This is a genomic window from Ferrimonas futtsuensis DSM 18154 (genome assembly GCF_000422645.1).
Lineage (GTDB): Bacteria > Pseudomonadota > Gammaproteobacteria > Enterobacterales > Shewanellaceae > Ferrimonas > Ferrimonas futtsuensis.
Genome location: NZ_KE383896.1, coordinates 90,493 through 115,063, shown reverse-complemented (window position 1 = coordinate 115,063; position 24,571 = coordinate 90,493). Strand labels below are relative to the sequence as shown.

The 24,571-nt window shown below is 59.3% G+C and carries 21 protein-coding genes; 17 read left to right on the top strand and 4 right to left on the bottom strand.

Translation table 11 applies throughout. The features are described 5' to 3' along the window. The first annotated feature begins 1 nt into the window (after window position 1). Window positions 2-1,417 (top strand): PTS transporter subunit EIIC, encoded by a 1,416-nt coding sequence (locus G505_RS21960; protein ID WP_035385543.1) that lies wholly within the window; start codon window positions 2-4, stop codon window positions 1,415-1,417. A gap of 54 nt (window positions 1,418-1,471) precedes the next feature. Here G505_RS21960 and G505_RS0118190 read toward each other — a convergent pair whose 3' ends face one another. The 4 genes from G505_RS0118190 to map form a co-directional block, all read right to left on the bottom strand. After that, window positions 1,472-1,813, bottom strand: a complete 342-nt coding sequence (locus G505_RS0118190) for a DUF3718 domain-containing protein (protein ID WP_028110830.1) — start codon at window positions 1,811-1,813, stop codon at window positions 1,472-1,474. Between the two features lie 272 nt (window positions 1,814-2,085). After that, window positions 2,086-2,910: a 2,3,4,5-tetrahydropyridine-2,6-dicarboxylate N-succinyltransferase gene (gene dapD, locus G505_RS0118185; RefSeq protein ID WP_028110829.1), complete on the bottom strand. Its 825-nt coding sequence runs from the start codon at window positions 2,908-2,910 to the stop codon at window positions 2,086-2,088. A gap of 15 nt (window positions 2,911-2,925) precedes the next feature. Further along, window positions 2,926-5,505, bottom strand: a complete 2,580-nt coding sequence (glnD, locus tag G505_RS0118180; RefSeq protein WP_028110828.1) for a [protein-PII] uridylyltransferase — start codon at window positions 5,503-5,505, stop codon at window positions 2,926-2,928. 55 nt (window positions 5,506-5,560) lie between these two features. Further along, window positions 5,561-6,349, bottom strand: coding sequence for a type I methionyl aminopeptidase (gene map, locus G505_RS0118175; protein ID WP_028110827.1), 789 nt, complete (start codon window positions 6,347-6,349; stop codon window positions 5,561-5,563). A gap of 268 nt (window positions 6,350-6,617) precedes the next feature. On the opposite strand from map, the gene rpsB reads away from it, so the two are divergent. The 16 genes from rpsB to dnaE all read left to right on the top strand — a co-directional run bounded on the left by rpsB (window position 6,618) and on the right by dnaE (window position 24,562). Next, a complete protein-coding gene (gene rpsB, locus G505_RS0118170; protein ID WP_028110826.1) occupies window positions 6,618-7,346 on the top strand; it encodes a 30S ribosomal protein S2 in 729 nt (242 codons plus the stop codon). 121 nt (window positions 7,347-7,467) lie between these two features. Continuing rightward, on the top strand, window positions 7,468-8,343 hold the full coding sequence (gene tsf / locus G505_RS0118165; RefSeq protein ID WP_028110825.1) for a translation elongation factor Ts: 876 nt from the start codon (window positions 7,468-7,470) through the stop codon (window positions 8,341-8,343). A 70-nt stretch (window positions 8,344-8,413) separates the two neighbouring features. Further along, entirely contained in the window at window positions 8,414-9,139 is a 726-nt protein-coding gene (gene pyrH / locus G505_RS0118160) for a UMP kinase (protein ID WP_028110824.1), read from the top strand. 38 nt (window positions 9,140-9,177) lie between these two features. Further along, window positions 9,178-9,735, top strand: coding sequence for a ribosome recycling factor (gene frr, locus G505_RS0118155; RefSeq protein ID WP_028110823.1), 558 nt, complete (start codon window positions 9,178-9,180; stop codon window positions 9,733-9,735). An 89-nt stretch (window positions 9,736-9,824) separates the two neighbouring features. Next, window positions 9,825-10,583, top strand: a complete 759-nt coding sequence (gene uppS / locus G505_RS0118150; RefSeq protein WP_028110822.1) for a polyprenyl diphosphate synthase — start codon at window positions 9,825-9,827, stop codon at window positions 10,581-10,583. Between the two features lie 27 nt (window positions 10,584-10,610). Next, window positions 10,611-11,468: a phosphatidate cytidylyltransferase gene (locus G505_RS0118145; RefSeq protein WP_028110821.1), complete on the top strand. Its 858-nt coding sequence runs from the start codon at window positions 10,611-10,613 to the stop codon at window positions 11,466-11,468. A 2-nt stretch (window positions 11,469-11,470) separates the two neighbouring features. Beyond that, window positions 11,471-12,661, top strand: a complete 1,191-nt coding sequence (ispC, locus tag G505_RS0118140) for a 1-deoxy-D-xylulose-5-phosphate reductoisomerase (RefSeq protein ID WP_028110820.1) — start codon at window positions 11,471-11,473, stop codon at window positions 12,659-12,661. Further along, window positions 12,661-14,010, top strand: a complete 1,350-nt coding sequence (gene rseP / locus G505_RS0118135; protein WP_028110819.1) for a sigma E protease regulator RseP — start codon at window positions 12,661-12,663, stop codon at window positions 14,008-14,010. The genes ispC and rseP overlap by 1 nt, the downstream gene beginning before the upstream one ends. 29 nt (window positions 14,011-14,039) lie before the next feature. Beyond that, the gene (gene bamA / locus G505_RS0118130) at window positions 14,040-16,529 is read left to right on the top strand and encodes an outer membrane protein assembly factor BamA (protein WP_028110818.1); all 2,490 of its coding nucleotides are present in this window, start codon (window positions 14,040-14,042) and stop codon (window positions 16,527-16,529) included. A 61-nt stretch (window positions 16,530-16,590) separates the two neighbouring features. Then, the gene (locus G505_RS0118125) at window positions 16,591-17,076 is read left to right on the top strand and encodes an OmpH/Skp family outer membrane protein (protein ID WP_035385542.1); all 486 of its coding nucleotides are present in this window, start codon (window positions 16,591-16,593) and stop codon (window positions 17,074-17,076) included. 5 nt (window positions 17,077-17,081) lie between these two features. Then, window positions 17,082-18,119: a UDP-3-O-(3-hydroxymyristoyl)glucosamine N-acyltransferase gene (gene lpxD, locus G505_RS0118120; RefSeq protein WP_028110816.1), complete on the top strand. Its 1,038-nt coding sequence runs from the start codon at window positions 17,082-17,084 to the stop codon at window positions 18,117-18,119. 26 nt (window positions 18,120-18,145) lie between these two features. Next, a complete protein-coding gene (gene fabZ, locus G505_RS0118115; protein WP_407644142.1) occupies window positions 18,146-18,583 on the top strand; it encodes a 3-hydroxyacyl-ACP dehydratase FabZ in 438 nt (145 codons plus the stop codon). Window positions 18,584-18,587: 4 nt separating this feature from the next. After that, the gene (gene lpxA / locus G505_RS0118110) at window positions 18,588-19,358 is read left to right on the top strand and encodes an acyl-ACP--UDP-N-acetylglucosamine O-acyltransferase (RefSeq protein WP_028110814.1); all 771 of its coding nucleotides are present in this window, start codon (window positions 18,588-18,590) and stop codon (window positions 19,356-19,358) included. Window positions 19,359-19,368: 10 nt separating this feature from the next. Continuing rightward, window positions 19,369-20,514, top strand: coding sequence for a lipid-A-disaccharide synthase (gene lpxB, locus G505_RS0118105; RefSeq protein WP_028110813.1), 1,146 nt, complete (start codon window positions 19,369-19,371; stop codon window positions 20,512-20,514). Further along, on the top strand, window positions 20,507-21,082 hold the full coding sequence (gene rnhB, locus G505_RS0118100) for a ribonuclease HII (RefSeq protein ID WP_157509281.1): 576 nt from the start codon (window positions 20,507-20,509) through the stop codon (window positions 21,080-21,082). Before lpxB ends, rnhB begins: the two co-directional genes overlap by 8 nt. A 3-nt stretch (window positions 21,083-21,085) precedes the next feature. Continuing rightward, window positions 21,086-24,562 (top strand): DNA polymerase III subunit alpha, encoded by a 3,477-nt coding sequence (gene dnaE / locus G505_RS0118095; protein WP_028110811.1) that lies wholly within the window; start codon window positions 21,086-21,088, stop codon window positions 24,560-24,562. The last annotated feature ends 9 nt before the right edge of the window (window positions 24,563-24,571 follow it).

Below are 24,571 nucleotides of genomic sequence, written 5' to 3'. Positions count from 1 at the left end.
TATGACCAAAAGCTGGTTCCGCAGTCTGCAAAGGGTTGGTAAGGCCCTGATGGTGCCGGTGGCGGTGCTGCCGGCAGCGGGTCTCCTATTGGGGTTGGGAACCAGCCCCCTGGGCATCTTCCCCGAAGTGGTGCAGAGCCTGCTGCTGCAAACCGGCTCGGTGATCTTCAGCCTGTTGCCCCTGCTGTTTGCCATGGCCATCGCCCTCTCCTTCTGTCATCAGGACGGCTCCGCCTCTGTATCGGCGGTCATCGGCTATGGGGTGATGCTGGCCACCATGTCGGTGCTGGCCCAGGTGTATGGCTGGGAGACCAGCACGGTACTGGGGATGTCGACGCTCAATACCGGTGCCCTGGGGGGCGTCCTCAGCGGGGCGGTCACCTCTATGGTCTACAGGCGATGCTATCGGGTCGAGCTGCCTGAGTTTCTGGGGTTCTTTGCCGGTCGTCGGCTGGTGCCCCTGGCCAACGTTCCGGCGGCGATCCTGCTGGGCCTGCTGATGGCGAGCCTCTGGCCCTGGATGACCCTGTTGCTGGACAAGGTCTCACACTGGGTGGTGTATCAGCAGCCGATGCTGGCCTGGGGGGTCTATGGCCTGGTGGAGCGACTGTTGATTCCCCTGGGACTGCACCATATCTGGAACCTTCCCTTCTATTACGAGGTGGGCAGTTTCTCCACCCCGGCCGGCTATCTGATTCAGGGCGAGGTAGGCCGTTTCCTGGCCGGAGATCCCAATGCGGGCCACCTGGCGGGGGGCTATCTGGTGAAGGTGTGGGGGTTGCCGGCGGCAGCCCTGGCGATTTGGCGCTGCGCCGATGCCGAACAGCGAACCCGGACCGCCGGTGTGATGTTCTCCGCCGGGCTGACCTGCGCCATTACCGGCGTCACCGAGCCTGTGGAGTTTGTGTTCCTGTTTGTGGCGCCTCTGCTGTATCTGGTGCATGCGCTGCTGACCGGCCTGGCCTATGTGCTGGCCATCGCCGTGGACTTTCACCATGGACTGGTGTTTTCCCAGGGGCTGCTGGATTTCAGCCTGTTCTATCACCTCTCCCGCAATGACATCTGGTTCTGGGTGCTGGGCATCCTCTACGGGGTGGCCTATTACTTCCTGTTCCGCTTTGTGATCACTCGCTTCAACCTGCCCACACCGGGGCGGACCCCCCACGAGGCCAAAGAGGAGATCAGTGCCGAGGAGGTACTCAGTGCCCTGGGAGGCGGCGACAACATCCGCGATCTGGATGCCTGCCTGACCCGGCTCAGGGTTAGTGTGCATCAGCCCGCCCGGGTCAAGGAGCCTCAGCTCAAGCAGTTGGGCGCCAAGGGGGTGGTGGTGATTGGAGACGGTGTCCAGGTGGTGTTTGGCCCTCAGGCAGAGAAGCTTCGCGGCGAGATGCAGGAGCTGCTGTTGCGCGCTTAGCCGCCACGCAAAAGCCGCCCTGAGGCGGCTCTTTTACCCTATCGCTCAGACAATCTAATCGAACCAAACCTCCAGTCGTTGGCCGTTGAACGCAATATCCTGGATGGTTACCTGACCTTCGTAGTAGCGGTCTCTGATCAGGTTCGCCACTTTGTCTGCCCCATTCACTTCGGCAAAGGTGGCCACGTCATCGCCATTGCACACCAGTTTGTCCAGAACCCGGTAGGGGTTAACCCGGTACACTTTCATGGTGTTGTGGAAGGTGAGGCGGCTGTTGGAGAGTGAGGCTTTGCAGGTGGCGATCAGCGACTGCTCCATGGCGGAAGTCATGGCAGCCTGTGCTGGCAGTGCGAGGGCCATGCCCAAGGCGGCGGCGGTAAGAGTCAGTGCTTTCATTCCTTTCTCCTTGGTATATCCCAAAGATGCTTCAGGGTGATTGTGTCCCACTAAGCATGGTGGCTCAGGTATGTACAGGTGGTTACAAAGGGTAAAAGGGTGTGTCCCGAGCCGGGGCTGGAAGCCAGGGGAGAGGGAGGTGGTTCATTTGGATAAGAAAACCCTGGGGAAAGTGTGTCTGTACTGAAACAAAAAAAGCCCGCTTGAGCGGGCTTTTGGCCAGGGATGGGGCCGATTGGGCCCCGGTGGCGTCGATTCTGGAGAGATTTGGCTTACTCGGCGCTGCGCAGCAACTCGTTGATGCCAACCTTGGAACGGGTCTTGGCGTCCACCTTCTTCACGATGATGGCTGCGTACAGGTTGCAGGAGCCGTCGGAGGAGGGCAGGGTGCCGGAGACCACGACAGAGCCGGCAGGCACACGGCCGTAGTGGACTTCACCGGTTTCACGGTCGTAGATGCGGGTGCTCTGGCCCAGGTATACGCCCATGGAGATCACCGATCCCTCTTCCACGATGACGCCTTCCACCACTTCGGAACGGGCACCGATGAAGCAGTTGTCCTCGATGATGGTGGGGCTGGCCTGCAGGGGTTCCAGTACGCCGCCGATGCCCACACCGCCGGAGAGGTGCACGTTTTTACCAATCTGAGCGCAGGAACCTACGGTGGCCCAGGTGTCCACCATGGTGCCCTCATCGACGTAGGCGCCGATGTTGACGTAGGAGGGCATCAGTACGGTGTTACGACCGACAAAGGCGCCCTGACGCACGGTGGCGGGTGGGACCACCCGGATGCTCTCCTGACGGAAGCGGGCATCGTCGTAGTCGGCAAATTTCATGGGGACCTTGTCGAAGTAGCGGGTCTCACCGCCCTCCATCACCTGATTGTCGAACAGGCGGAAGGAGAGCAGGACCGCTTTCTTCAGCCACTCATTCACCACCCACTGACCGTTCTGTTTCTCTGCAACGCGGGCCTGGCCTTTATCCAGCAGATCCAGTGCGTGTTTCACGTCCTGAACCAGGGCGGCGTCGGCATTGGCTGGGGTGATGTCGGCGCGCCGTTCAAAAGCGGCTTCAATGCGTTGTTGCAGTTCGGTCATCGAATTAATCCTCTGCTATTCGGTGGTTAATGCTTGGGTTAGGGATTCCCGGAAGTGACCTTGCTGTTCCGGGGTCAGGCCGGCACCGTCCGGGTTAGCCAGCATGAAGAGGTCTTCAGCTTTTTCACCCACGGTGGTGATCTTAGCGGAGTGCACAATGAGGCCACACTGATCCACAACCTGACCGATTCGGGCCAGCAGGCCGGGAGAATCCAAGGAGATGATCTCCACCATCGAACCCTGCTTGCGCTTGGCCGGAAGGAAGTTCACCTCTGTACGAACCTTAAACTGTCGCATCCGCCTTGGCAATGGTCGTTGTCGTACTTTTGCCGGCATGGGGGCCAGCAGGGCGCGGACGATGGCATTGCGCAGACTGTTGATTCGTGATGGGTGGCTGATGGCGCTGCCGTCCTGCTCGAGGATGATGAAACTGTCCAGGGCGAAGCCATCCCTGGAGGTGAAGATCTGAGCGTCGTGCACCGTAATGTTCTTGCCGTCGAACACCGCCATCAGGGTGGCAAACAGCCCTGCCCTGTCCCGGCAGTAGACGAAGAGTTCGGTGCCGCCGCTGGCTTCGTGCTCCACCATCTCCACCAGGGGCTGGTCATCCTGGCGGGCGAGCAGTGCCTGAGTGTGATGGAACACCTGGGCCGGAGTAAACCGCAGGAAATAGTCGGCGCTGAAACGCTGCCACAATGGGCTGACGTCCGCCTCTTCCAGTCCCATTTTCCCCAGTTGGTGCAATACCTTGTTCTGGCTTTCCCGGATCTTGCCCCGGGTGTCTACCGGCTTCTCCAGCCCCCCCAGCAGCATGGCGCGGGTGCTGTGGTACAACTGACTGAGCAGGGAGCCTTTCCAGCTGTTCCACAGGTTGTCGTTGGTGGCACAGATGTCGGCAACGGTCAGGCAGTAGAGGTAGCTCAGCCGGGTCAGGTCACTGACGTTTTCGGCAAACTCCCGCACTACCTCCGGGTCGTTGATGTCACGGCGCTGAGCGGTCACCGACATCAGCAGGTGGTTGCGTACCAACCAGGCCACCAGTCGACCGTCGTGGTCGTTGAGGTTGTGCAGCTGGCAGAATTTCAGGGCGTCGTCGGAACCCAGCTCACTGTGGTCTCCGCCCCGTCCCTTGGCGATATCATGGAAGATGGCGGCCAGCACCAGCAGCCCCTTCTTGGGCAACTGGTCGATCAGCAGAGAACCCAGGGGGAAGATCTCCTTATGGGCCGGATCGGAGAATCGTTCGATAAACAGAAGCAATCGATGGGTGTGTTCATCCACGGTGTAGGCATGAAACAGGTCAAACTGCATCTGACCAACGATCTGTTGCCAGGCTCGGATGTAGCTGGAGAGGATGCCATGACGGTGCATCAGTGAGATCGCCTTGATCCCCCTCGGGTGGCGTAAAATTGCCACAAACTGCTCCCGGCACTGGGGCAGGTCACTCAGGGGCAGCTTCAGCCGACGGCGGGCATTTCGCAGCAACCTCAGGGTGGGGGCCGCCACCGTTTCCACCTCCTCCTGGATGGCGGCATGGTGGAACAGGGTCAGGATCTTGTGTGGTTCTTCGAATACCCCTTCGTGGCGGACGGTGATGTAGTGGCCCATCAGGCTGAAATCCTCGTCCAGGGGCTGCAGGGGCTGGCTGAACGCCAGCTGGGGCAGGACCTCCCGCTTGAACAGCTGCAGCAGCATCTGATTCAGCTCCCTCACCGCCCGAATGGTGCGGTAGTAGCGTTTCATCATCTGCTCCACCGGCAACTGGGTGCCCTGAGTGTACCCCAGCAGCTCGGCCACCTTGGGCTGGTGATCAAACAGCAGCTTGTCTTCGGCCCGGCCAGCAGCCAGGTGCAGGGCGAACCGCAGGCGCCACAGGAAATCCCGGCAGGTGTTCAGCTCCTCCAGCTCCTCCCTGGCCAGGAAACCATGGGACACCAGTTCGGCGAGGCAGCCGGCGCTGAAGTGGCGAATCGCCACCCAGGTGATGGTCTGAATGTCCCGCAAGCCGCCGGGACAGGATTTGATGTTGGGTTCCAGATCGAAGGCGGAGAAGCGGTTGTGGCGACCTCGCTGCTCCTCCCGCTTGGCCAGATAGAACTGGTCTACTGGCCAGAAGAGCTCATCCTCCAGCCTGGCATGCAGTTGCTGAAAAAGCTGACTGTCGCCGCAGAGCAGCCGGGATTCCAGCAGGTTGGTGGCGATGGTGATGTCCCCCTGGGCCTGGTGGAAGGTCTCCTCCACGGTACGCACCGAGTGGCCCACGTCCAGCTTGGCGTCCCACAAAGTGGTGAGCAGGGTGCCGATCGCCTCTTCCATGGTGGAGGTGCAGCACTCGCTGGTGAGCACCAGCAGGTCGATGTCTGACTGGGGGTGCAACTCCCCCCGGCCATAGCCGCCCACGGCCACCAGGGCTACCGGACAGCCGCCCAGCTCCAGCTCTTGCCAGAGCTGCACCAGCAACCCATCGATGAACGCGGCGCGCTCCGCCAGGAGGATGCCGATGGCCTCGCCTTCGGCGAACTTCTGTTGTTGGTGCTGGCGGTGTTGTTCGAGCTGGTGTTTCAGCAGGGGCGGGGTCAGTGTCAGGGCATTCATGCCGGCGAGGGTCCTTGTGGGGGACCCGCCGCACCGGCGGCGGGTCGGTGAGAGGTCAGGAGTGGGAGATCACCCTTTCCAGGGTTTCATCGCTCCGCAAAGTCAGCACTTCGACGCCATCTTCGGTCACCAGCAGGGTGTGCTCCCACTGGGCAGAGGGCTGGCCGTCCTTGGTGGTGACAGTCCAGCCATCTTTCTTGTTCAGCTTACAGCGGTAGTCGCCGGCATTGACCATGGGCTCGATGGTGAAACACATGCCCGCCTGCAGAGTCAGCTTGGCGCGGTTGCGGTAGTGGAGGATCTGCGGCTCCTCGTGAAACTTCTCACCGATGCCGTGACCGCAGTAGTCCCGCACCACGGAGAAACCTTCGCGTTCGGCGATGGGCTGAATGATGGCACCGATCTCGCTCATGCACAGTCCGGGGCGAATCTGGCGGATGGCGGCGTAGAGGGAGTCCTGGGCCACCTGCACCAGTTTCTTGTTGCGAGGCGGGGTCTGGCCGACAATGAACATCCTTGAGGTGTCACCGTGGAAGCCATCCTTGATCACCGTAATATCGATGTTGACGAGGTCACCCTCTTTCAGCTTCTTGTGAGAGGGGATGCCGTGACACACCACTTCATTGATGGAGATGCAGGTGGACTTGGGGAAGCCGTGGTAATCCAGCGGGGCTGGAATCGCCTGTTGTACATCAACAATGTAGTTATGACAGAGCGTATTCAACTCTTCCGTGGTTACCCCTTTCTTCACGTGGGGTGCGATCATCTCCAGCACCTCGGCAGCCAGGCGGCCGGCCACGCGCATCTTTTCGATCTGCTCTGGGGTTTTGATAACGATGCTCATTAGTCTACTCTTTCTATCGAATTTCGGGCTCTGGGAAACCGGGCCAGGTTGAGCTTTACGCCCCAGTATGGTATAAAGCGCGCCGGTTCTGTTGAGTCTTGAACGGACCCCTGACCATCAGGTTTGGGTTCCCAAGCGAACAATGGCGCCATTATATCGTTAAATTGTTATTAAACCACACACGTATCGGCACATGGTCCGGGGTGCCCTCAGGGGTCGGGTCATGGGATACGTGGAGGCTTAACCCCATATATTATTGAGGAATCTCATGGCAACTGTATCTATGCGCGACATGCTGAAGGCCGGTGTGCACTTCGGTCACCAAACCCGTTACTGGAACCCTAAGATGAAGCCTTTCATCTTCGGCGCACGTAACCGTGTTCACATCATCAACCTGGAATCCACCGTTCCTATGATGAACGACGCTCTGGCTTTCCTGGGCAACGTTGCATCCAAGAAGGGTAAAATCCTGTTTGTTGGTACCAAGCGCGCTGCTGGTCAGAGCATCAAAGAATCTGCTCTGAAATGTGACCAGTTCTACGTTGACCACCGTTGGTTGGGCGGCATGCTGACCAACTGGAAGACCGTTCGTCAGTCCATCAAGCGTCTGAAGGACCTGGAAGCTCAGAGCCAAGACGGCACCTTCGAGAAGCTGACCAAGAAAGAGGCGCTGATGCGTACTCGTGAAATGGTTAAGCTGGAGAAGTCTCTGGGCGGTATCAAAAACATGGGCGGCCTGCCTGATGCTATCTTCGTGATCGACGCCGAGCACGAGCACATTGCCATCAAGGAAGCCAACAACCTGGGTATCCCAGTAGTTGCCGTAGTTGATACCAACTCCAACCCAGACGGCATCGATTACGTTATCCCCGGTAACGACGATGCAATCCGTGCTATCCAGCTGTACACCGGCGCTGTTGCTGAAGCTGTAACCGAAGGTCGCAACCAGGACCTGGCTGTTCAGGCTGAGCAAGACGGTTTCGTAGAAGCTGAATAAGCATAATAAGGCGTGAGTTTACTCGCCCCTTATTAACCAAAAGGTTATTGGTTAACAGGGGCCCATCGTGGCCCCTGTTTTTTTAAGTATTCAAAAGACGCAAGTCATAGAGGAATTGGACATGGCAATTACCGCTGCCCTGGTAAAAGAGCTGCGCGAGCGCACCGGCGCTGGCATGATGGACTGCAAAAAAGCCCTGGTTGAGACCAACGGTGACATCGAGCTGGCCATTGAGAACATGCGTAAGTCCGGTCAGGCCAAAGCTGCCAAGAAAGCTGGTCGTATCGCTGCTGAAGGTGTGATCATCGTTAAGAGCAACGACGGTCTGGCCGCAATGGTTGAAGTAAACTGTGAAACCGACTTCGTTGCCCGCGACGAGAGCTTCCTGGCGTTCGCCAACAAGGTTGCTGACGTAGCCCTGGCTGGTAAGATCGACTCCGTTGAAGCCCTGAACGCTGCTGAGCTGGACGGCATCACCGTTGAAGAAACTCGTGCCAACCTGGTTGCCAAGATCGGTGAGAACATGAACGTTCGCCGCGTAGTTCTGGTTGAAGGCGCCAACCTGGGTGCTTACATCCACGGCGGCAAGATCGGTGTTGTAGCTGCCCTGAACGGCGGCGACGCCGAACTGGCCAAAGACATCGCCATGCACGTTGCAGCTTCTAACCCTCAGTTCGTGAAGCCTGAAGATGTGGATGCCGAAGTGGTTGCCAAAGAGCGCGCTATCCAGGTTGAGATTGCCGTTAACTCCGGCAAGCCTCAGGAGATCGCCGAGAAGATGGTTGAAGGCCGCATGAAGAAGTTCACCGGTGAGATCTCTCTGACCGGTCAGCCTTTCGTTAAGGATCCTTCCATCTCCTGTGGCAAGCTGCTGGCTGACAAGGGTGCCGATGTAACCAACTTCGTACGTCTGGAAGTGGGTGAAGGTATCGAGAAAGCTGAAGAAGATTTCGCTGCTGAAGTAGCGGCTCAAATCGAAGCTGCCAAGAAGGCCTAAGGCCAACGCTTAGTTGATGCAGACCGCGGCCTCCTGTCGCGGTCTTTTATTATTCAGGATAGAGAAAAAGATGAGCACCAATCCAAAACCCGCATTTCGACGCATCTTGTTAAAACTCAGTGGTGAAGCACTCCAGGGCGACGAGGGCTTCGGCATCGACGCCAAGGTTCTTGACCGTATGGCGCAGGAGATCAAGGAGCTGGTTGAGCTGGGTGTGCAGGTAGGTTTGGTGATTGGCGGTGGCAACCTATTCCGCGGTGAAGGTCTGGCGAAAGCCGGCATGAACCGGGTGGTGGGTGATCACATGGGCATGCTGGCCACCGTGATGAACGGCCTGGCGATGCGTGACGCACTGCACCGTGCCTATGTGAATGCCCGACTGATGTCGGCCATCCCCCTCAACGGCGTTTGTGACAACTACAGCTGGGCCGAAGCGATCAGCCTGCTGAAACAGGGCCGGGTGGTGATCTTCTCTGCCGGCACCGGTAACCCCTTCTTCACCACGGATTCTGCCTGCTGTCTGCGCGGCATCGAGATCGAAGCGGATGTGGTGTTAAAGGGCACCAAGGTGGACGGAGTTTACTCAGATGACCCGGTTACCAATCCGGACGCCGTGAAGTATGATAAAATCACCTACAAAGAGGTTCTGGAGAAAGAGCTGAAAGTCATGGACTTGTCTGCTTTTACTCTGGCCAGGGACCATAACCTGCCTCTGCTGGTCTTTAACATGAACGAGCCGGGCGCCCTGCGCCGGGCAGTGATGGGCGAAGCCAACGGCACCCTGATCACCAACTAATTTTTACGAATCGAGTTGACACCGTAAGGAAGTTCACCGTGATTAACGACATTAAGCAAGACGCCGAAGCGCGCATGGATAAAAGTGTGGAAGCCTGCCGCACTCAGATGGCCAAGGTACGTACCGGCCGGGCTCACCCCAGCCTGCTGGACACCATCGTAGTCTCCTACTACGGCGCCGATACTCCCCTGAAGCAGGTGGCCAACATCTCCACCGAAGACAGCCGTACCCTGGCTGTGACCGTGTTTGACCGCAGCATGATTCAGGCGGTTGAAAAGGCGATCATGGCGTCTGACCTGGGTCTGAACCCCAATTCCGCCGGGACCACCATCCGCATCCCGCTGCCTCCTCTGACTGAAGAGCGCCGTAAGGATCTGGTTAAAGTGGTTCGTGCCGAAGCTGAAAACGGCAAAGTGGCCATCCGTAACATCCGTCGTGACGCCAACTCCCACATTAAGGAGCTGGAAAAAGAGAAGGAGATCAGTGAGGACGATGCCCGTCGCGCTGAGGATGACATCCAGAAGCTGACCGACAAGTTCGTGAAAGCGGTCGACGTGGTTCTGGCTGAGAAAGAAGCCGAGCTGATGGAGATCTAAGCAAACGTCCCCGTTTGCTAGCGAATCGACGCCGCGTTTGGATATACTACGCGGCGTTTCTGTTTTTATTTGCCGGGATTAACACCTTCATGCTCAGTAGTCGTGATTCCTCACCAGCGGCATCTGCCGAGTCTCTGCCGAGACACATTGCCGTCATCATGGATGGCAATGGCCGTTGGGCCGAGTCCAAGGGGCGCCCCAGGTTTGCCGGTCACCGTGCCGGGGTTAAGGCGGTTCGCGAAGCGGTTCGCGTTTGTCGCAAACACGGAATCAAGGCGTTGACCTTGTTCGCGTTTTCCAGTGAAAACTGGCGGCGTCCGGAGCGTGAGGTCGCATTATTGATGCGGCTGTTTATGACGGTGTTGTCCCGTGAGGTAAAGTTGCTCAAGAGCAACGATGTTCGCTTGAAGGTGGTGGGGGATGTCTCTGCCTTCAGCGATGACTTGCAGCAACGTATCCGCAAGGCGGAGGCGATGACCGCCGACTGCCAGGGCCTGGTGCTCAATGTGGCCGCCAACTACGGTGGCCGTTGGGACATGATGCAGGCGGCCCGCCGTGTGGCCGAAGAGGTGAAGCAGGGCCACCTGGATATGGAGCAGATCTGTGAAGACACCATCAGCCGTTACCTGACCATGGCGGATCTGCCCGAGGTGGATCTGCTGGTGCGTACCGGCGGCGAGCACAGAATCAGCAACTTTATCCTGTGGCAGGCGGCGTACGCCGAGCTGGTGTTCAGCCCGGTGTTGTGGCCCGACTTTGACGAGCGGGCGCTGGAGAGTTGCCTCGACGAGTATTGCGGACGACAGCGTCGCTTCGGCCAGACCAGCGCCCAGGTCTCGGCCCCATAACAAGAATTCAACCCAAAGAGGTTTTTTTTGCTTAAGCAACGAGTTTTAACCGCCGTGCTGCTGCTGCCGGCAGCACTGGCCGCCATCTTCCTGTTGTCTGCGGACGGCTTCGCCCTGGCCATCGCCCTGGTGATCCTGTTGGCCTCCAAAGAGTGGGGCAGTTTCATTCAACCAGGTGATCGCCTGATTCAAGCCAGTTTTACCCTCTCCATGGCCGTGCTCATGGGTGCCTTCTACTTCATGGTGCCCAGTGATCTGCTCTGGCTGGGCGACAAGCTGCACCCCCTGGCCGAGGGACTGCTCCAGGTGGGCGGCCTCTGGTGGCTGATCGCCCTGGGGCTGGTGGTGACCTATGTGCGCTCGGTTCGCGTCTGGCACCACTCCATGGTGCTCAAGGCGGTGTTTGGTCAGCTGACGCTGTTGCCGGCCTTTGTGGCCATGCTGGTGCTGCACAGCGCCCCTCAGATGCAGGATCCTCACTATGGTGCCTACCTGGTGCTGGCAGTGCTGCTGATTGTCTGGGGCGCGGACACCGGCGCCTACTTCTTCGGTCGCGCCTTCGGCAAGCACAAACTGGCCCGCCACGTGAGCCCGGGGAAAACCATCGAAGGTCTGGCCGGTGGTCTGCTGGTGTGTGCCCTGCTGGCGGCAGCTGCCTGGAACTATTTGCCCAATAACGGTTTTATTCCAGTGCTGGCGGCAGTATTGCTGACCGCACTCTCCTCCGCTCTGGGGGACCTGTCTGAAAGCATGTTCAAGCGCAGTGCCAACATCAAGGACAGTGGTCGCCTGTTGCCCGGTCATGGTGGTATCCTTGATCGAATTGACAGCATCACCGCCGCGATGCCGGTGTTTGCCCTGCTGTACCTTTACTGGTGGATTTGACCATGCAAAGACTCGCGCTGTTTGGGGCCACAGGCTCCATTGGTAGCAGCACCCTGGACGTAGTGCGCCGTCATCCAGAGCAGTATGGGGTCGAGGTATTGACCGCCAATGGCAACTGGCAGGCGATGGTGGCCCTGTGCGAGGAGTTTCGCCCAGCCTACGCGGTGATGGTGGACGCCGATGCGGCCCAGGCCCTGGAGAAGGCGCTGAGCGGCAAGGTGGATACCCAGGTGCTGGCCGGTGAGCAGGCCCTGGCCGAGGTGGCCGAACTGGATAGTGTGGATGTGGTGATGGCCGCCATCGTCGGTGCCGCGGGTCTCAATTCCACCCTGGCAGCGGTGCGCAAGGGCAAGCGGATTCTGCTGGCCAACAAGGAGGCCCTGGTGGTGTCCGGGCGGCTGTTTATGGACGCGGTGCGCGAACATGGCGCCACCCTGTTGCCGGTGGACAGCGAGCACAACGCCATCTTCCAGAGCCTGCCCACACAGGTTCAGGACACCCTGGGTCACTGTGACCTGGCCGGCAACGGCATCTCCCACCTGCTGCTGACCGGCTCTGGCGGCCCTTTCCGCACCCGAGCCCTGGACAGCTTTGATCTCATTACTCCGGCCGAGGCCTGCGCCCACCCCAACTGGAGCATGGGGCAGAAGATCTCCGTCGACTCCGCCTCCATGATGAACAAGGGGCTGGAGTACATCGAAGCACGCTGGTTGTTTAACGCCACCCCAGAACAGGTTCAGGTGGTGATCCATCCTCAGAGTGTCATCCACTCCATGGTGCAGTACCAGGATGGCTCGGTGCTGGCCCAGATGGGTCAGCCTGACATGCGTACACCCATTGCCCACAGTCTTTCCCATCCGACTCGAATCCACAGCGGCGTGGAACCTTTGGATTTCTTCAAGGTCGGACAATTAACCTTCGAAGCGCCGGATTTCCAGCGTTACCCCTGCCTGAAGCTGGCGATGGACGCCTGCAACAGTGGCCAGGAGGCAACCACGGTACTCAATGCTGCCAACGAACAGGCGGTGGCGGCGTTTCTGAAAGGACAGATCAGGTTTACCGACATTGCCCGGGTCAACGCCCACTGTCTGGAACGGGCGGACCTGAGCCCCTTGATGACCTTGTCCGCCCTCGGTGAGTTGGACAGGGAGGCCAGAGTGTTGGCCGACAGCTGGATCGCCAGAGGAGCTTAATGTTTCAGTTTTTTTGGAGTCTCGGCGCCTTTCTGGTTGCCCTGGGAATCCTGATTGCCGTTCACGAATATGGCCACTTTTGGGTGGCTCGCCGTTGCGGAGTCAAGGTGGAGCGATTCTCCATCGGCTTCGGCAAGGTGCTGCTTCGTCGAATCGGTAAGGACGGCACTGAGTACAGCCTGTCTGCCATCCCTCTGGGTGGTTACGTCAAGATGCTGGACAGCCGCGTCGAGGAGGTTCCCGATCATCTCAAGGCGCAGGCCTTCGACGCCAAAACGGTTTGGCAGCGGATCGCCATTGTTGCCGCCGGACCTTTGGCCAACTTTGCCTTTGCCATCTTCGCCTTCTATGTGATGTTCCTGATGGGCGTGCCCACAGTGCGTCCCGTGGTGGGAGAGGTGGCACCCAGCACCATCGCCGCCGAGGCGGCCATCTCCCCCAAATCGATCATTACCCGGGTCGGTCAGCGGGAGACGGTGGATTGGGAGGCGGTCAACCTGGCCATGGTGGAGTACATTGGCAACGAGCAGATGACTCTGACCCTGGAGGAGGATGGCCGGCCCAGAACCGTCAACCTGAACATCTCTGACTGGAAGGTGCAGCCGGATAAAGAGCCTCTGTTCGTCAGCCTGGGGGTGATGCCCTGGCGACCTCAGGTCAGCAACGTCCTGGGCCTGGTAACCGAAGAGGGGGCCGCCTATGAGGCCGGCATCCGGGTCGGGGACAAGCTGATGGCGGTCAACGGTGAGCCCTACCACGACTGGGAGCTGCTGGTTGCCGAGGTGGAGGCCCACCCGGGCAAAGCGATGAGCTTCACCATACAGCGTGATTTCAACAGCATGACCCTGACTGTGGTGCCCGATGAGGTGACCTCGGAGGAGGGCAGGCTGGTGGGCAAGGTGGGGATCTCCCCAACCATGGAACCCTGGCCCAAGGAGTATCAGGTGGATCTCAGCTACGGATTGCTGTCTGCCGTGGGTCCCTCGCTGGATCGCACCTGGCAGCTGGTTGAGCTGACGTTAAAAACAATAGGTAAATTGTTTACTGGGGACCTTGCGGTGAGTAACCTAAGTGGTCCCATCTCCATTGCTCAGGGGGCAGGCAGCACCGCAGGATTCGGTCTGGTCTACTTCCTGGGGTTCCTGGCGCTGATCAGCGTCAACCTGGGGATCATCAATTTACTGCCTCTGCCGGTACTGGATGGGGGCCACCTGCTCTACTTCGCCGTGGAGCTGGTAACCGGTAAGCCGGTTCCTGAACGGATTCAGGATGTGGGGTATCGCATCGGATCCGCATTGGTTCTGATGTTGATGATTATCGCTATCGTCAATGACGTAGCACGACTGTAAGCCCAAGGAAATAATAAGAATCTTCGTCTATGAGACTGAATAAAATTATGGCATCGATGGTCTTCATCGGTGCGGCCATTTCGGCACAGGGGCAGGCTGCAGGCTTTGACGCCTTTGTGGTTGACGATATTAAGGTTGAGGGGTTACAGCGGGTTGCTCTTGGCGCTGCGTTGCTGAATCTGCCTGTGAAGGTGGGGGATCAGGTGGACACCCTGGCCCTGCAGCGGGCGATTCGCTCCCTCTACGCTTCCGATAACTTTGAAGACATCGCCGTTGCTCGCGATGGCAACACCCTGGTGGTGTTGGTTCGCGAACGGCCGACCATTGCCGACATCGTGTTCGACGGCAACAAAGATATCAAGGATGAGCAGCTGCAGGAGAGTCTGGACGGGTCCGGCATCAAAACCGGCGAACCCCTGGACCGCACCATCCTCACCGAGATTGAGGGCAGTCTGCAGGATTTCTACTATAGCGTCGGTAAATACAACGCCAAGGTGAAGGCGCAGGTGATCACCCTGCCTCGAAACCGGGTGGAGCTGAAGCTGAAGTTTACCGAGGGCGATGCCGCCGACATTCACCAGATCAACATCGTGGGCAACAGCGTGTTCCCTGACGAGGAGCTGATTGGCCTGTTTGAGCTGACCGACTACGTGGCCTGGTGGGACTTCTTCGGCGACCGCCGCTATCAGAAGCAGCGCCTGGAGGGGGATCTGGAAACCCTGACTTCCTACTACAACGATCGCGGCTACCTCAAATTCAAGGTGGACTCCACTCAGGTGGCGATGACACCGGACAAGACCGGCCTCTATGTGACCGTGAACGTCGATGAGGGCGAGCAGTACACCGTCAAGGAGATTAACCTCACCGGTGAGCTGTTGGGCAAGGAGGCGCTGATGAAGGCGCTGGTGCCCATCGAATCCGGCGAAATGTACAATGGCGGAGAGGTGACCTTTACCGAGGAGCTGATTGGTAAGTTCCTGGGGCGCTATGGCTACGCCTATCCCAAGGTGACCACCTACCCTGAGGTGGACGAGGAAACCAAAGAGGTTTCCCTCAACATCAATGTCGACCCCGGCAAACGCATCTACGTACGCTCCGTGGGCTTCTCCGGCAACACGGTGACCAAGGATGAGGTGCTTCGCCGTGAGATGCGTCAGCTTGAGGGCGCCTGGCTCAACAGCCGTTCCGTGGAGCTGTCCAAGGAGCGTTTGAACCGTCTGGGCTTCTTTGAGACCGTCGAGGTGGAAACCACCCCGGTTCCCGGCAGCGAAGACCTGGTGGATGTCAGCTACAAGGTGAAGGAGCAGCCATCCGGGTCCTTCAACTTCGGTGTGGGTTACGGCACCGAGAGTAAGCTGAGCCTGCAGTTGGGTGTGTCTCAGAGCAACTTCCTGGGCACAGGTAACAACGTTGCCATCAACCTGAACAACAACTCCTATCAGAAGAGTGTGAATGCCACCTACCGCGATCCCTACTTCACCAAGGATGGGGTGAGCGCCGGCATCAACGTCTACTGGTCCGAGTTTGACGCCGACGAGTACTACCTGGAGTCCTATAAGAACAACTCCTATGGTATCGGTGCCGACCTCTCCTGGCCTGTGAATGAGTACAACCGCCTGGGGCTGGGCCTGTTCTACCGTCACAACGAGCTGTCTGAGGTGTCCCCTTACCAGCAGGTGCTGAAGTTCTACCAGATCTATGGTGATCCCACCGATTCCAGCAGCACCCTGGCGTTCGATAACTATGAATTGAACGCCAACTGGACCCGCAGCACCCTGAACCGTGGCACCTTCCCCACTTCCGGTAACAACCAGAAGCTGTTTGGTAAGATGACCATTCCGGGCTCCGACGTTCAGTACTTCAAGGTCAGCTTCGACACCAGCTTCTACTTCCCGCTGAACCGCACTCACGACTGGGTGTTCCTGACCCGGGGTAAGCTGGGTTATGGTAACGGCTACGGCCAGTACCAGGATCAGGACAACATCCTGCCGTTCTGGGAGAACTTCTATGCCGGTGGTTCCACCGTGCTGCGGGGCTTCAAGACCAACTCCGTGGGCCCGCGCGCCTTCTACCTGACCGGTGACGGTACGCCCTGTATCCCACTGCCAGGCGGAAACTTTGGCGGCTGTAGTTTGCCCGGGGATCCTGATACCGTAGCGGTGAACAGCGGGCGTTCCATCGGTGGTAACGCCATCGCGACCCTGAGTGCCGAGCTGATCATTCCGACGCCTTTCCTGGACGAGTCCTATAAGAACTCTGTCCGTACCAGCTTCTTTGTCGATGCCGGTAACGTATGGGATACTGAGTTCGATTATGAGAGCTACCGATCGCTGCCTCAGTCCGAGTTTGAAAAGATTCAGGACTACTCCGATCCTAGCCGAATCCGCGCTTCGGCGGGTTTGTCAGTGCAGTGGCTGTCCCCCATGGGCCCCATGGTGTTCAGTCTGGCGAAGCCGATCAAAGAGTACGAAGGGGATGACAGTGAAGTGTTCTCCTTCAATATTGGACGTACTTTCTAAAGAAACGGCGACGTCGGTCGCCGCCTAATAAAGACAGAGGAATTTGAGTTTGAAGAAGTTAATGACCCTTGCCCTGATGTTGGTTGCCGTTGCTCCCTCCGCCTGGGCCCAGAAGATCGGTGTTGTGGACATGCGCCTGGTAATGAGCAAACTGCCTCAGGCCGAATCCATGATGCAGAACCTGGAAACCGAGTTTGCCGAGCGTGTGGCGGCCGTACGCAAGCTGCAGGAGGAGCTGAAAGCTCTGTCCGATAAGCAGCAGAAGGACGCCCTGCTGATGACCGACGTTCAGAAAACTGAACTGAGCCGTCAGATGGAGAGCCTGAACGCCGACTTCAACCGCAAGGGCCGCAACCTGCAGGAAGATATGCAGAAGCGTCAGCAGGAAGAGCAGCAGAAACTGCTGAAGCAGGTACAGCTGGCGATCAACAGCCTGGCTGAGCAGGAGAAGTTCGATGTGATCCTGCAGCGTGGCGCTGCAGTGTACGTCAACAGCGCGGCGGACATCTCCGAGAAAGTGGTTCAAGCTGTAGGTAAAGGCAACTAAGCACTATGGCAAGCAAAACCCTGGTGGAGCTGGCCGAGCTGGTCGGCGCCACAGTCCAGGGGGACGGCAGTAAAGTGGTGGCCCGGGTGGCCACCCTTGAAAATGCTGGCCCTGACCAGATTAGCTTTCTGGCAAACAGCAAATATCGTAAGCAGTTAGACAACACCGCCGCTGGAGCGGTGATTTTGTCTGCGCAGGATGCGGAACACTATCAGGGCGATGCCCTGGTGGCCGCCAACCCCTACGTCTGCTTCGCCCGCATCGCCCAGATCCTGGATACCACCCCTGCGGCCGCAGACGCCATCCACCCTTCGGCGGTGATCGAGCCCAGTGCGCAACTGGGGGAGGGGGTCTGCATCGGTGCCAATGCCGTCGTCGAAGCGGATGCGGTGATCGGTGATGGCGCCCAGATCGGTGCCGGAACCGTGGTTGGCCGTGGTGCCCGTGTGGGCCGCGCCACTCGCCTCTGGGCCAATGTCACCCTGTACCACGGCGTGGTCGTGGGTGAGGAGTGCATCATCCACTCCGGTGCGGTGATCGGCTCGGACGGTTTTGGTTACGCCAACGAGCGTGGCCAGTGGATCAAGATTCCTCAGGTCGGCACCGTGATCATCGGTGACCGGGTCGAGATAGGATCCAACACCTCCATCGACCGGGGGGCCATCGATGACACCATCATCGAGGAGGGGGTGATCATCGACAACCTGTGTCAGATCGCCCATAACGACGTCATCGGTGCTCACAGCGCCCTGGCGGGGTGCACCGTGGTTGCGGGCAGCACCAAGATTGGCCGTCACTGCATCATTGGCGGCAACAGCGGCATCGCCGGCCACATAGAGCTGGCCGACGGCGTTCATGTTACCGGGATGTCTCGGGTGACCAAAGGGCTGAACAAGCCCGGGGTCTACTCATCCGGGTCTCCCATTCAGGACAACAAGTCCTGGCGTCGCAACTCGGTGCGCTCGCGCCAGTTGGAAGATATGTATCAGCGCTTGCGCCAGCTCGAGAAGCAGTTGGCTGAGCCAGAGCAAGACAGCGAATAAGTTTGGAGTCCACCTTGTCTGAACAAATGAACACCATGGAGGTCAATGAGATCCTCCAGTTTCTGCCACACCGTCACCCCTTTATGCTGGTGGACCGGGTCCTCGATTTCGTTCCGGGCGAGTCTCTGCACGCCCGCAAGAACGTGACCTACAATGAGCCCTTCTTCCCAGGACACTTCCCGGCTGCCCCCATTATGCCCGGCGTGCTGATCCTGGAAGCCCTGGCCCAGGCCTCCGCCATTCTGGCGTTCAAGACCTATGGCAAGGGTGAAAACGAGCTGTATCTGTTCGCCGGTATCGACAATGTGCGCTTTAAGCGTCAGGTGACTCCGGGCGATACCCTGGATCTGCACGTTTACTTCCAGAAAGCCAAGCGTGGCATCGGCTTCTATGCGGCCGAAGCCAAGGTTGACGGTAAGGTTGTCTGCTCTGCAGATCTGATGTGTGCCAAGAGAGAGGCTTGATCCCGTGATCCATACCCAGGCGGTAATCCACCCCGATGCCAAGATTGGCGACAACGTCACCATAGGTCCATTCAGCTACATTGGTGCCGGCGTCGTCATAGGTGATGACACCTGGATCAGCTCCAATGTGGTGATCAAGGGGCCCACCACCATCGGCAAGGGCAACAAGTTTTTCCAGTTTGCCTCCATCGGTGAGGAGTGTCAGGACAAGAAGTACGCCGGCGAGCCTACCCGCCTGGAGATTGGTGACAACAACGTATTTCGTGAGTGCTGTACCGTCCATCGTGGCACGGTACAGGATCAGGGCTTGACCAGGATCGGCTCCAATAACCTGTTTATGGCTTACACCCACGTGGCCCACGACTGCATGGTCGGTGACCATGTGATCATGGCCAACAACGCCTCCATCGCGGGCCATGTGCACGTGGGGGATCATGCCATCCTCGGCGGCATGACCGGTGTGCATCAGTTTGTGAAGATTGGTGCCCACGCCTTTACCGCAGGCTGCTCCCTGGTGCTGCAGGATGTGCCTCCCTACGTGATGGCCTCCGGTCAGAGCGCGGTGCCCCGGGGCATCAACAACGAAGGCCTCAAGCGCCGCGGCTTTTCCAAGGAGGGGATCTCCGCCATCCGTAAAGCGTACAAGATCCTCTACCGTTCCAGCCTGACAACGGCAGAGGCGATGCCTCAGCTGAGGGCATTGGCCGACGAACACCCAGAGGTGGGGATGCTGGCGGACTTCGTCGAGCAGTCCAGCCGCGGTATCGTACGTTGAGGAGCTTGGCTTGAGCCAGTTGACCATAGCCATCGTCGCCGGGGAACTCTCCGGCGATATTTTAGGTGCCGGCCTGATGAAGGCCCTTCGTAAACGTCATCCCGACGCCCGGTTTATCGGCATCGGCGGTCCCCGCATGCAGGAAGTGGGGATGGAGAACCTGGCGGATATGGAAGCCCTGGCGGTGATGGGACTGGTGGAAGTGCTGGGCAGCCTTCCCCGTCTGCTGAAGATCAAGAAACAGCTGATCGGCACCCTGATGGCGCGCCAGCCGGACCTCTACATCGGTGTGGATGCCCCGGATTTCAATCTGCGCATCGAAGCGCCGCTGAAGGCCGCAGGCATCCCTACTGTGCACTATGTGAGCCCGTCGGTGTGGGCCTGGCGACCGAAGCGGATCTTCAAGATTGAGAAGGCCACCAACCTGGTGCTGTCTCTGCTGCCCTTCGAGAAGGCGTTTTACGACCAATATCGGGTACCCTGCACCTTCGTCGGACACACCCTGGCGGATGAGATCCCCCTGGTCAGTGACCAGGGCGAGGCCAGAGAGGCCCTGAATCTGCCCCGGGAGGGGCAGGTACTGGCGCTGCTGCCCGGCAGCCGCGGTGGTGAGATGAAGCGGCTGAGCCCCACTTTCCTGGAGGCGGCCACCCAGCTCAAAGCGCGCCACCCCGGGCTCACCATAGTGGTGCCCTTGGCCAACGAGGCACGGCGCAGTCAGTTTGACGCCCTGAAGGCAGAACTGGCGCCTGAGCTCGAGCTGGTGCTGGTGGATGGCCACTCCCGCACCGTGATGGCCGCTTCCGATGTCATTCTGCTGGCGTCCGGCACCGCCACTCTGGAAGCGATGCTGGTTAAGCGTCCCATGGTGGTGGCCTACAAGCTGGCCCCGATGACCTACCGCATCGCCAAACGGATGATGAGCATCGACAGATACAGCCTGCCCAACCTGCTGGCAGGCAAGGACCTGGTGCCTGAACTGATTCAGGACGCCTGTACCGCCGAAGCCCTGGCCCAGCAGGTCAGCGGATACCTTGACGGGGACAACAGCGAGCTGTTGGCCACCTTCACCCAGATGCACCAAGAGCTGCGCCTGGATGCGTCGGAACAGGCCGCCAAGGCGGTGCTAAAGCTGATTGGAGCCGATAATGAGTGAGCTGATTGCCGGTGTCGATGAAGTGGGCCGCGGTCCCCTGGTGGGGGATGTGGTCACTGCCGCGGTGATTCTGGATCCCGCCAATCCCATTGAAGGTTTGCGTGACTCCAAGAAGTTGTCGGAGAAGCGCCGCGAAGCGCTCTATGTCGAGATTCAGCAGAAGGCCCTGGCCTGGCACGTGGGCCGGGCCAGCGTCGAGGAGATCGACCGCCTGAATATCCTCCACGCCACCATGCTGGCGATGCAGCGCGCGGTGGCCGGCCTGGATCTCACTCCCACTCTGGTGCGGGTGGATGGCAACCGTTGCCCCGATTTCGGCGGTCTGGCGGCCGAGGCCCTGGTGAAGGGGGACGACAAGGAGCCGGCCATCAGTGCCGCCTCCATTCTGGCCAAGGTGGTTCGGGACCGGGAGATGAAGGAGCTGGACAAACTCTACCCGGAGTACGGCTTTGCCGGCCACAAGGGGTACCCGACTGCGGCCCACCTCGAGGCCCTGGCCACCCAGGGGGCGACCCCTCACCACAGGACCAGCTTTAAACCCGTGCGCCGCGCACTGGGCCTGGAGTAACCCATGGCCGATCCCAAGTATATCCACCTGAGGGTACACTCCGATTTCTCCATGGTGGATGGCCTGCAGAAGGTGGGCCCCATCCTGGCCCGGGCGGCGGAGCAGCAGATGCCCGCCATTGGCCTGACCGATCAGACCAACCTGTGTGGCCTGGTGAAGTTCTACGGTGGCGCCCATAAGAACGGCATCAAACCGATCATCGGTGCCGACTTCTGGCTGATCTGTCCCGAGCTGGATGATCTTCAGTGTCGCCTGACTGTCCTGGCCATGAACAACGAGGGGTATAAGAATCTTACCCTGCTGATCTCCAAGGCTTACCTGAGGGGACACGTCAGCCACCGGCCGGTGCTGGATCGCGAATGGCTGGCGGAACACGCCGAGGGACTGATTCTGCTCTCCGGCGGCAAGGATGGCGACATCGGCCAGGCCCTGACCAAGGGCAATCAGCAGGTGGTGGATCTGCTTGCCGGGTTTTATCAGACCCACTTCCCCGACCGTTACTACCTGGAGCTGCTGCGCACCGGCCGTGAAGGGGAGGAGACCTACCTGCACCGGGCGGTGGACCTGGCGGTGGCCGCCGGGCTGCCGGTGGTGGCCACCAACGAGGTGGTGTTCCTCAACCCGGAAGATTTCGACGAACATGAGATCCGGGTGTGCATCCACGATGGTTACACCCTGGATGACGCTCGACGCCCCAGGCTCTACTCCAGGGAGCAGTATTTCCGCACCGAGGCGGAGATGGTGGAGCTGTTCCAGGACATTCCCGAAGCGCTGCAGAACAGCGTGGAGATCGCCAAGCGCTGTAACGTTACCGTGCGCCTGGGCGAATACTTCCTGCCCGACTTCCCCACCGGCGATCTGAAGATCGAGGACTTCCTGGTCAAGGCCTCGCAGGATGGCCTGGAGGAGCGCCTCGAGTTCCTGTTCCCGGACCCGGCTGAGCGGGCCGAGAAGCGCCCCGAATACGACGATCGCCTCAAGATTGAACTGGAGGTGATCAACTCCATGGGCTTCCCGGGTTACTTCCTCATCGTGATGGAGTTTATCCAGTGGTCCAAGGACAACAACATCCCGGTGGGCCCCGGCCGGGGCTCCGGTGCCGGCTCTCTGGTGGCCTATGCCCTGAAGATTACCGATCTGGATCCCCTGGAATACGACCTGCTGTTCGAACGATTCCTCAACCCGGAGCGGGTGTCGATGCCCGATTTCGATGTGGACTTCTGCATGGATCGCCGCGATGAGGTGATCGACCACACCGCCGAGATGTATGGCCGGGATGCGGTGTCGCAGATCATCACCTTCGGTACCATGGCGGCCAAGGCGGTGATCCGCGACGTGGGCCGGGTGCTGGGGCACCCCTATGGTTTCGTGGACCGGATCTCCAAGCTGATTCCGCCGGATCCGGGGATGACCTTGGACAAGGCGTTCAAGGAGGAGCCGGCTCTGCCGGAGCTGTACGACCGGGACGAGGAGGTACAGAACCTCATCGACATCGCCCGCAAGCTCGAAGGGGTAACCCGAAACGCCGGCAAGCACGCCGGGGGGGTGGTGATCGCCCCCACCACCATCACCGATTTTGCTCCCCTCTATTGTGATGACTCCGGCGGCAACCCGGTGACCCAGTTCGACAAGAACGATGTGGAGACCGCCGGGCTGGTGAAGTTCGACTTCCTGGGCCTGAGAACCCTGACCATCATCCAGTGGGCACTGGACATGCTGAACCCGGCCCTGGAGGCCAAGGGAGAAGCGCCGGTGCGCATCGAGTCGATCCCTCTGGACGATCAACCCAGCTTCGATATGTTGCAGCGATCGGAAACCACCGCGGTGTTCCAGTTGGAATCCCGGGGGATGAAAGAGCTGATCAGCCGGCTGAAGCCGGATTGCTTCGAAGATATGATCGCCCTGGTGGCCCTGTTCCGTCCGGGGCCACTGCAGTCGGGCATGGTAGACAACTTCATCGACCGTAAGCACGGCCGAGAGGATATCTCCTACCCGGATGCTCAATACCAGCATGAAAGCCTGAAACCCATTCTCGACCCTACCTACGGCATCATCCTCTACCAGGAGCAGGTGATGCAGATCGCCCAGGTTCTGGCGGGTTACACCCTGGGCGGCGCGGATATGCTGCGCCGGGCCATGGGTAAGAAGAAACCCGAGGAGATGGCCAAGCAGCGTGGCACCTTCCGCGAGGGAGCGGAGAACAACGGCGTCGACGGCGAACTGGCGATGAAGATCTTCGACCTGGTGGAGAAGTTCGCCGGCTACGGCTTCAACAAGTCCCACTCCGCTGCCTACGCCCTGGTCTCCTACCAGACCCTGTGGATGAAGAAGCACTATCCCGCCTACTTTATGGCGGCGGTAATGTCGGCGGACATGGACAACACCGATAAAGTGGTGACCCTGGTCGATGAGTGCAACCGCATGGGGCTGCCGGTACTGCCGCCGGACGTCAACATGGGGCTGTTCAAGTTCAATGTGAATGAGCAGGAGCAGATCGTCTACGGCATCGGCGCCATCAAGGGCGTCGGTGAAGGCCCGGTGGAGGCGATCCTCGAAGCCCGAGAGGCCGGTGGAGTGTTCCACGACCTGTTTGATTTCTGCAATCGGGTGGACCTGAAAAAGGTCAACAAGCGCACCATTGAGAAGCTGATCATGGCCGGCGCCATGGACAACCTGGGCCCCCACAGGGCGGCGATGATGGCCACCCTGGACTCGGCAGCCAAGGCCGCGGGTCAGAATGCCCGCAATGCCGCCCAGGGGATGGGGGATCTCTTCGGCGATCTTTGTCCTGAACCGGGCCAGGCCGATCACGCTTTCGTCAGTGTCCCCCCCTTCCCGGACAAGATTTGGTTGGATGGCGAACGGGACACCCTAGGCCTCTATCTGACCGGCCACCCCATCAACCAATACCTTAAGGAGATAAAAGGCTGGACTTCCGGTCGCCTTAAGGATGTGGTGCCCACCGGCCGCGGCAAATCCACCCGGGTTGCCGGCCTGGTGATCGCCGCCCGGGTGATGATCACCAAGCGGGGTTCCAAGATGGGGATCCTCACCCTGGACGATAAAAGCGGCCGCCTGGAGGTGATGCTGTTTGCAGAAGGGGTAGAAAAGTACCAAGATCTGCTGGTAAAGGATAAGATCTTGATCGTTGAGGGAGAGGTCAGCTTTGATGATTTCAATGGCGGCAATAAAATGTCTGCCAAAGAGGTGCTGGACATCAGTCAGGCCAGAGAGAAGTGGGCCAAGGGGGTAACCCTGGATCTGGACTCACAAGACCTGGATGACACCAAGCTGGACCGAGTGAAAACCCTGTTGGGTGACTTCAAAAAGGGCAGTTGCCCAGTACAGATACGATATAACCGACCCGACGCCTGCGGGACCCTGCAATTGGGCCCGAACTGGCAGGTCCGTCCCGATGACGAGTTGCTGCTGCAGCTTGAGACGTTGTTCGGGCCGGGCAAAGTGACCATGACTTATTGACGAGTGTCG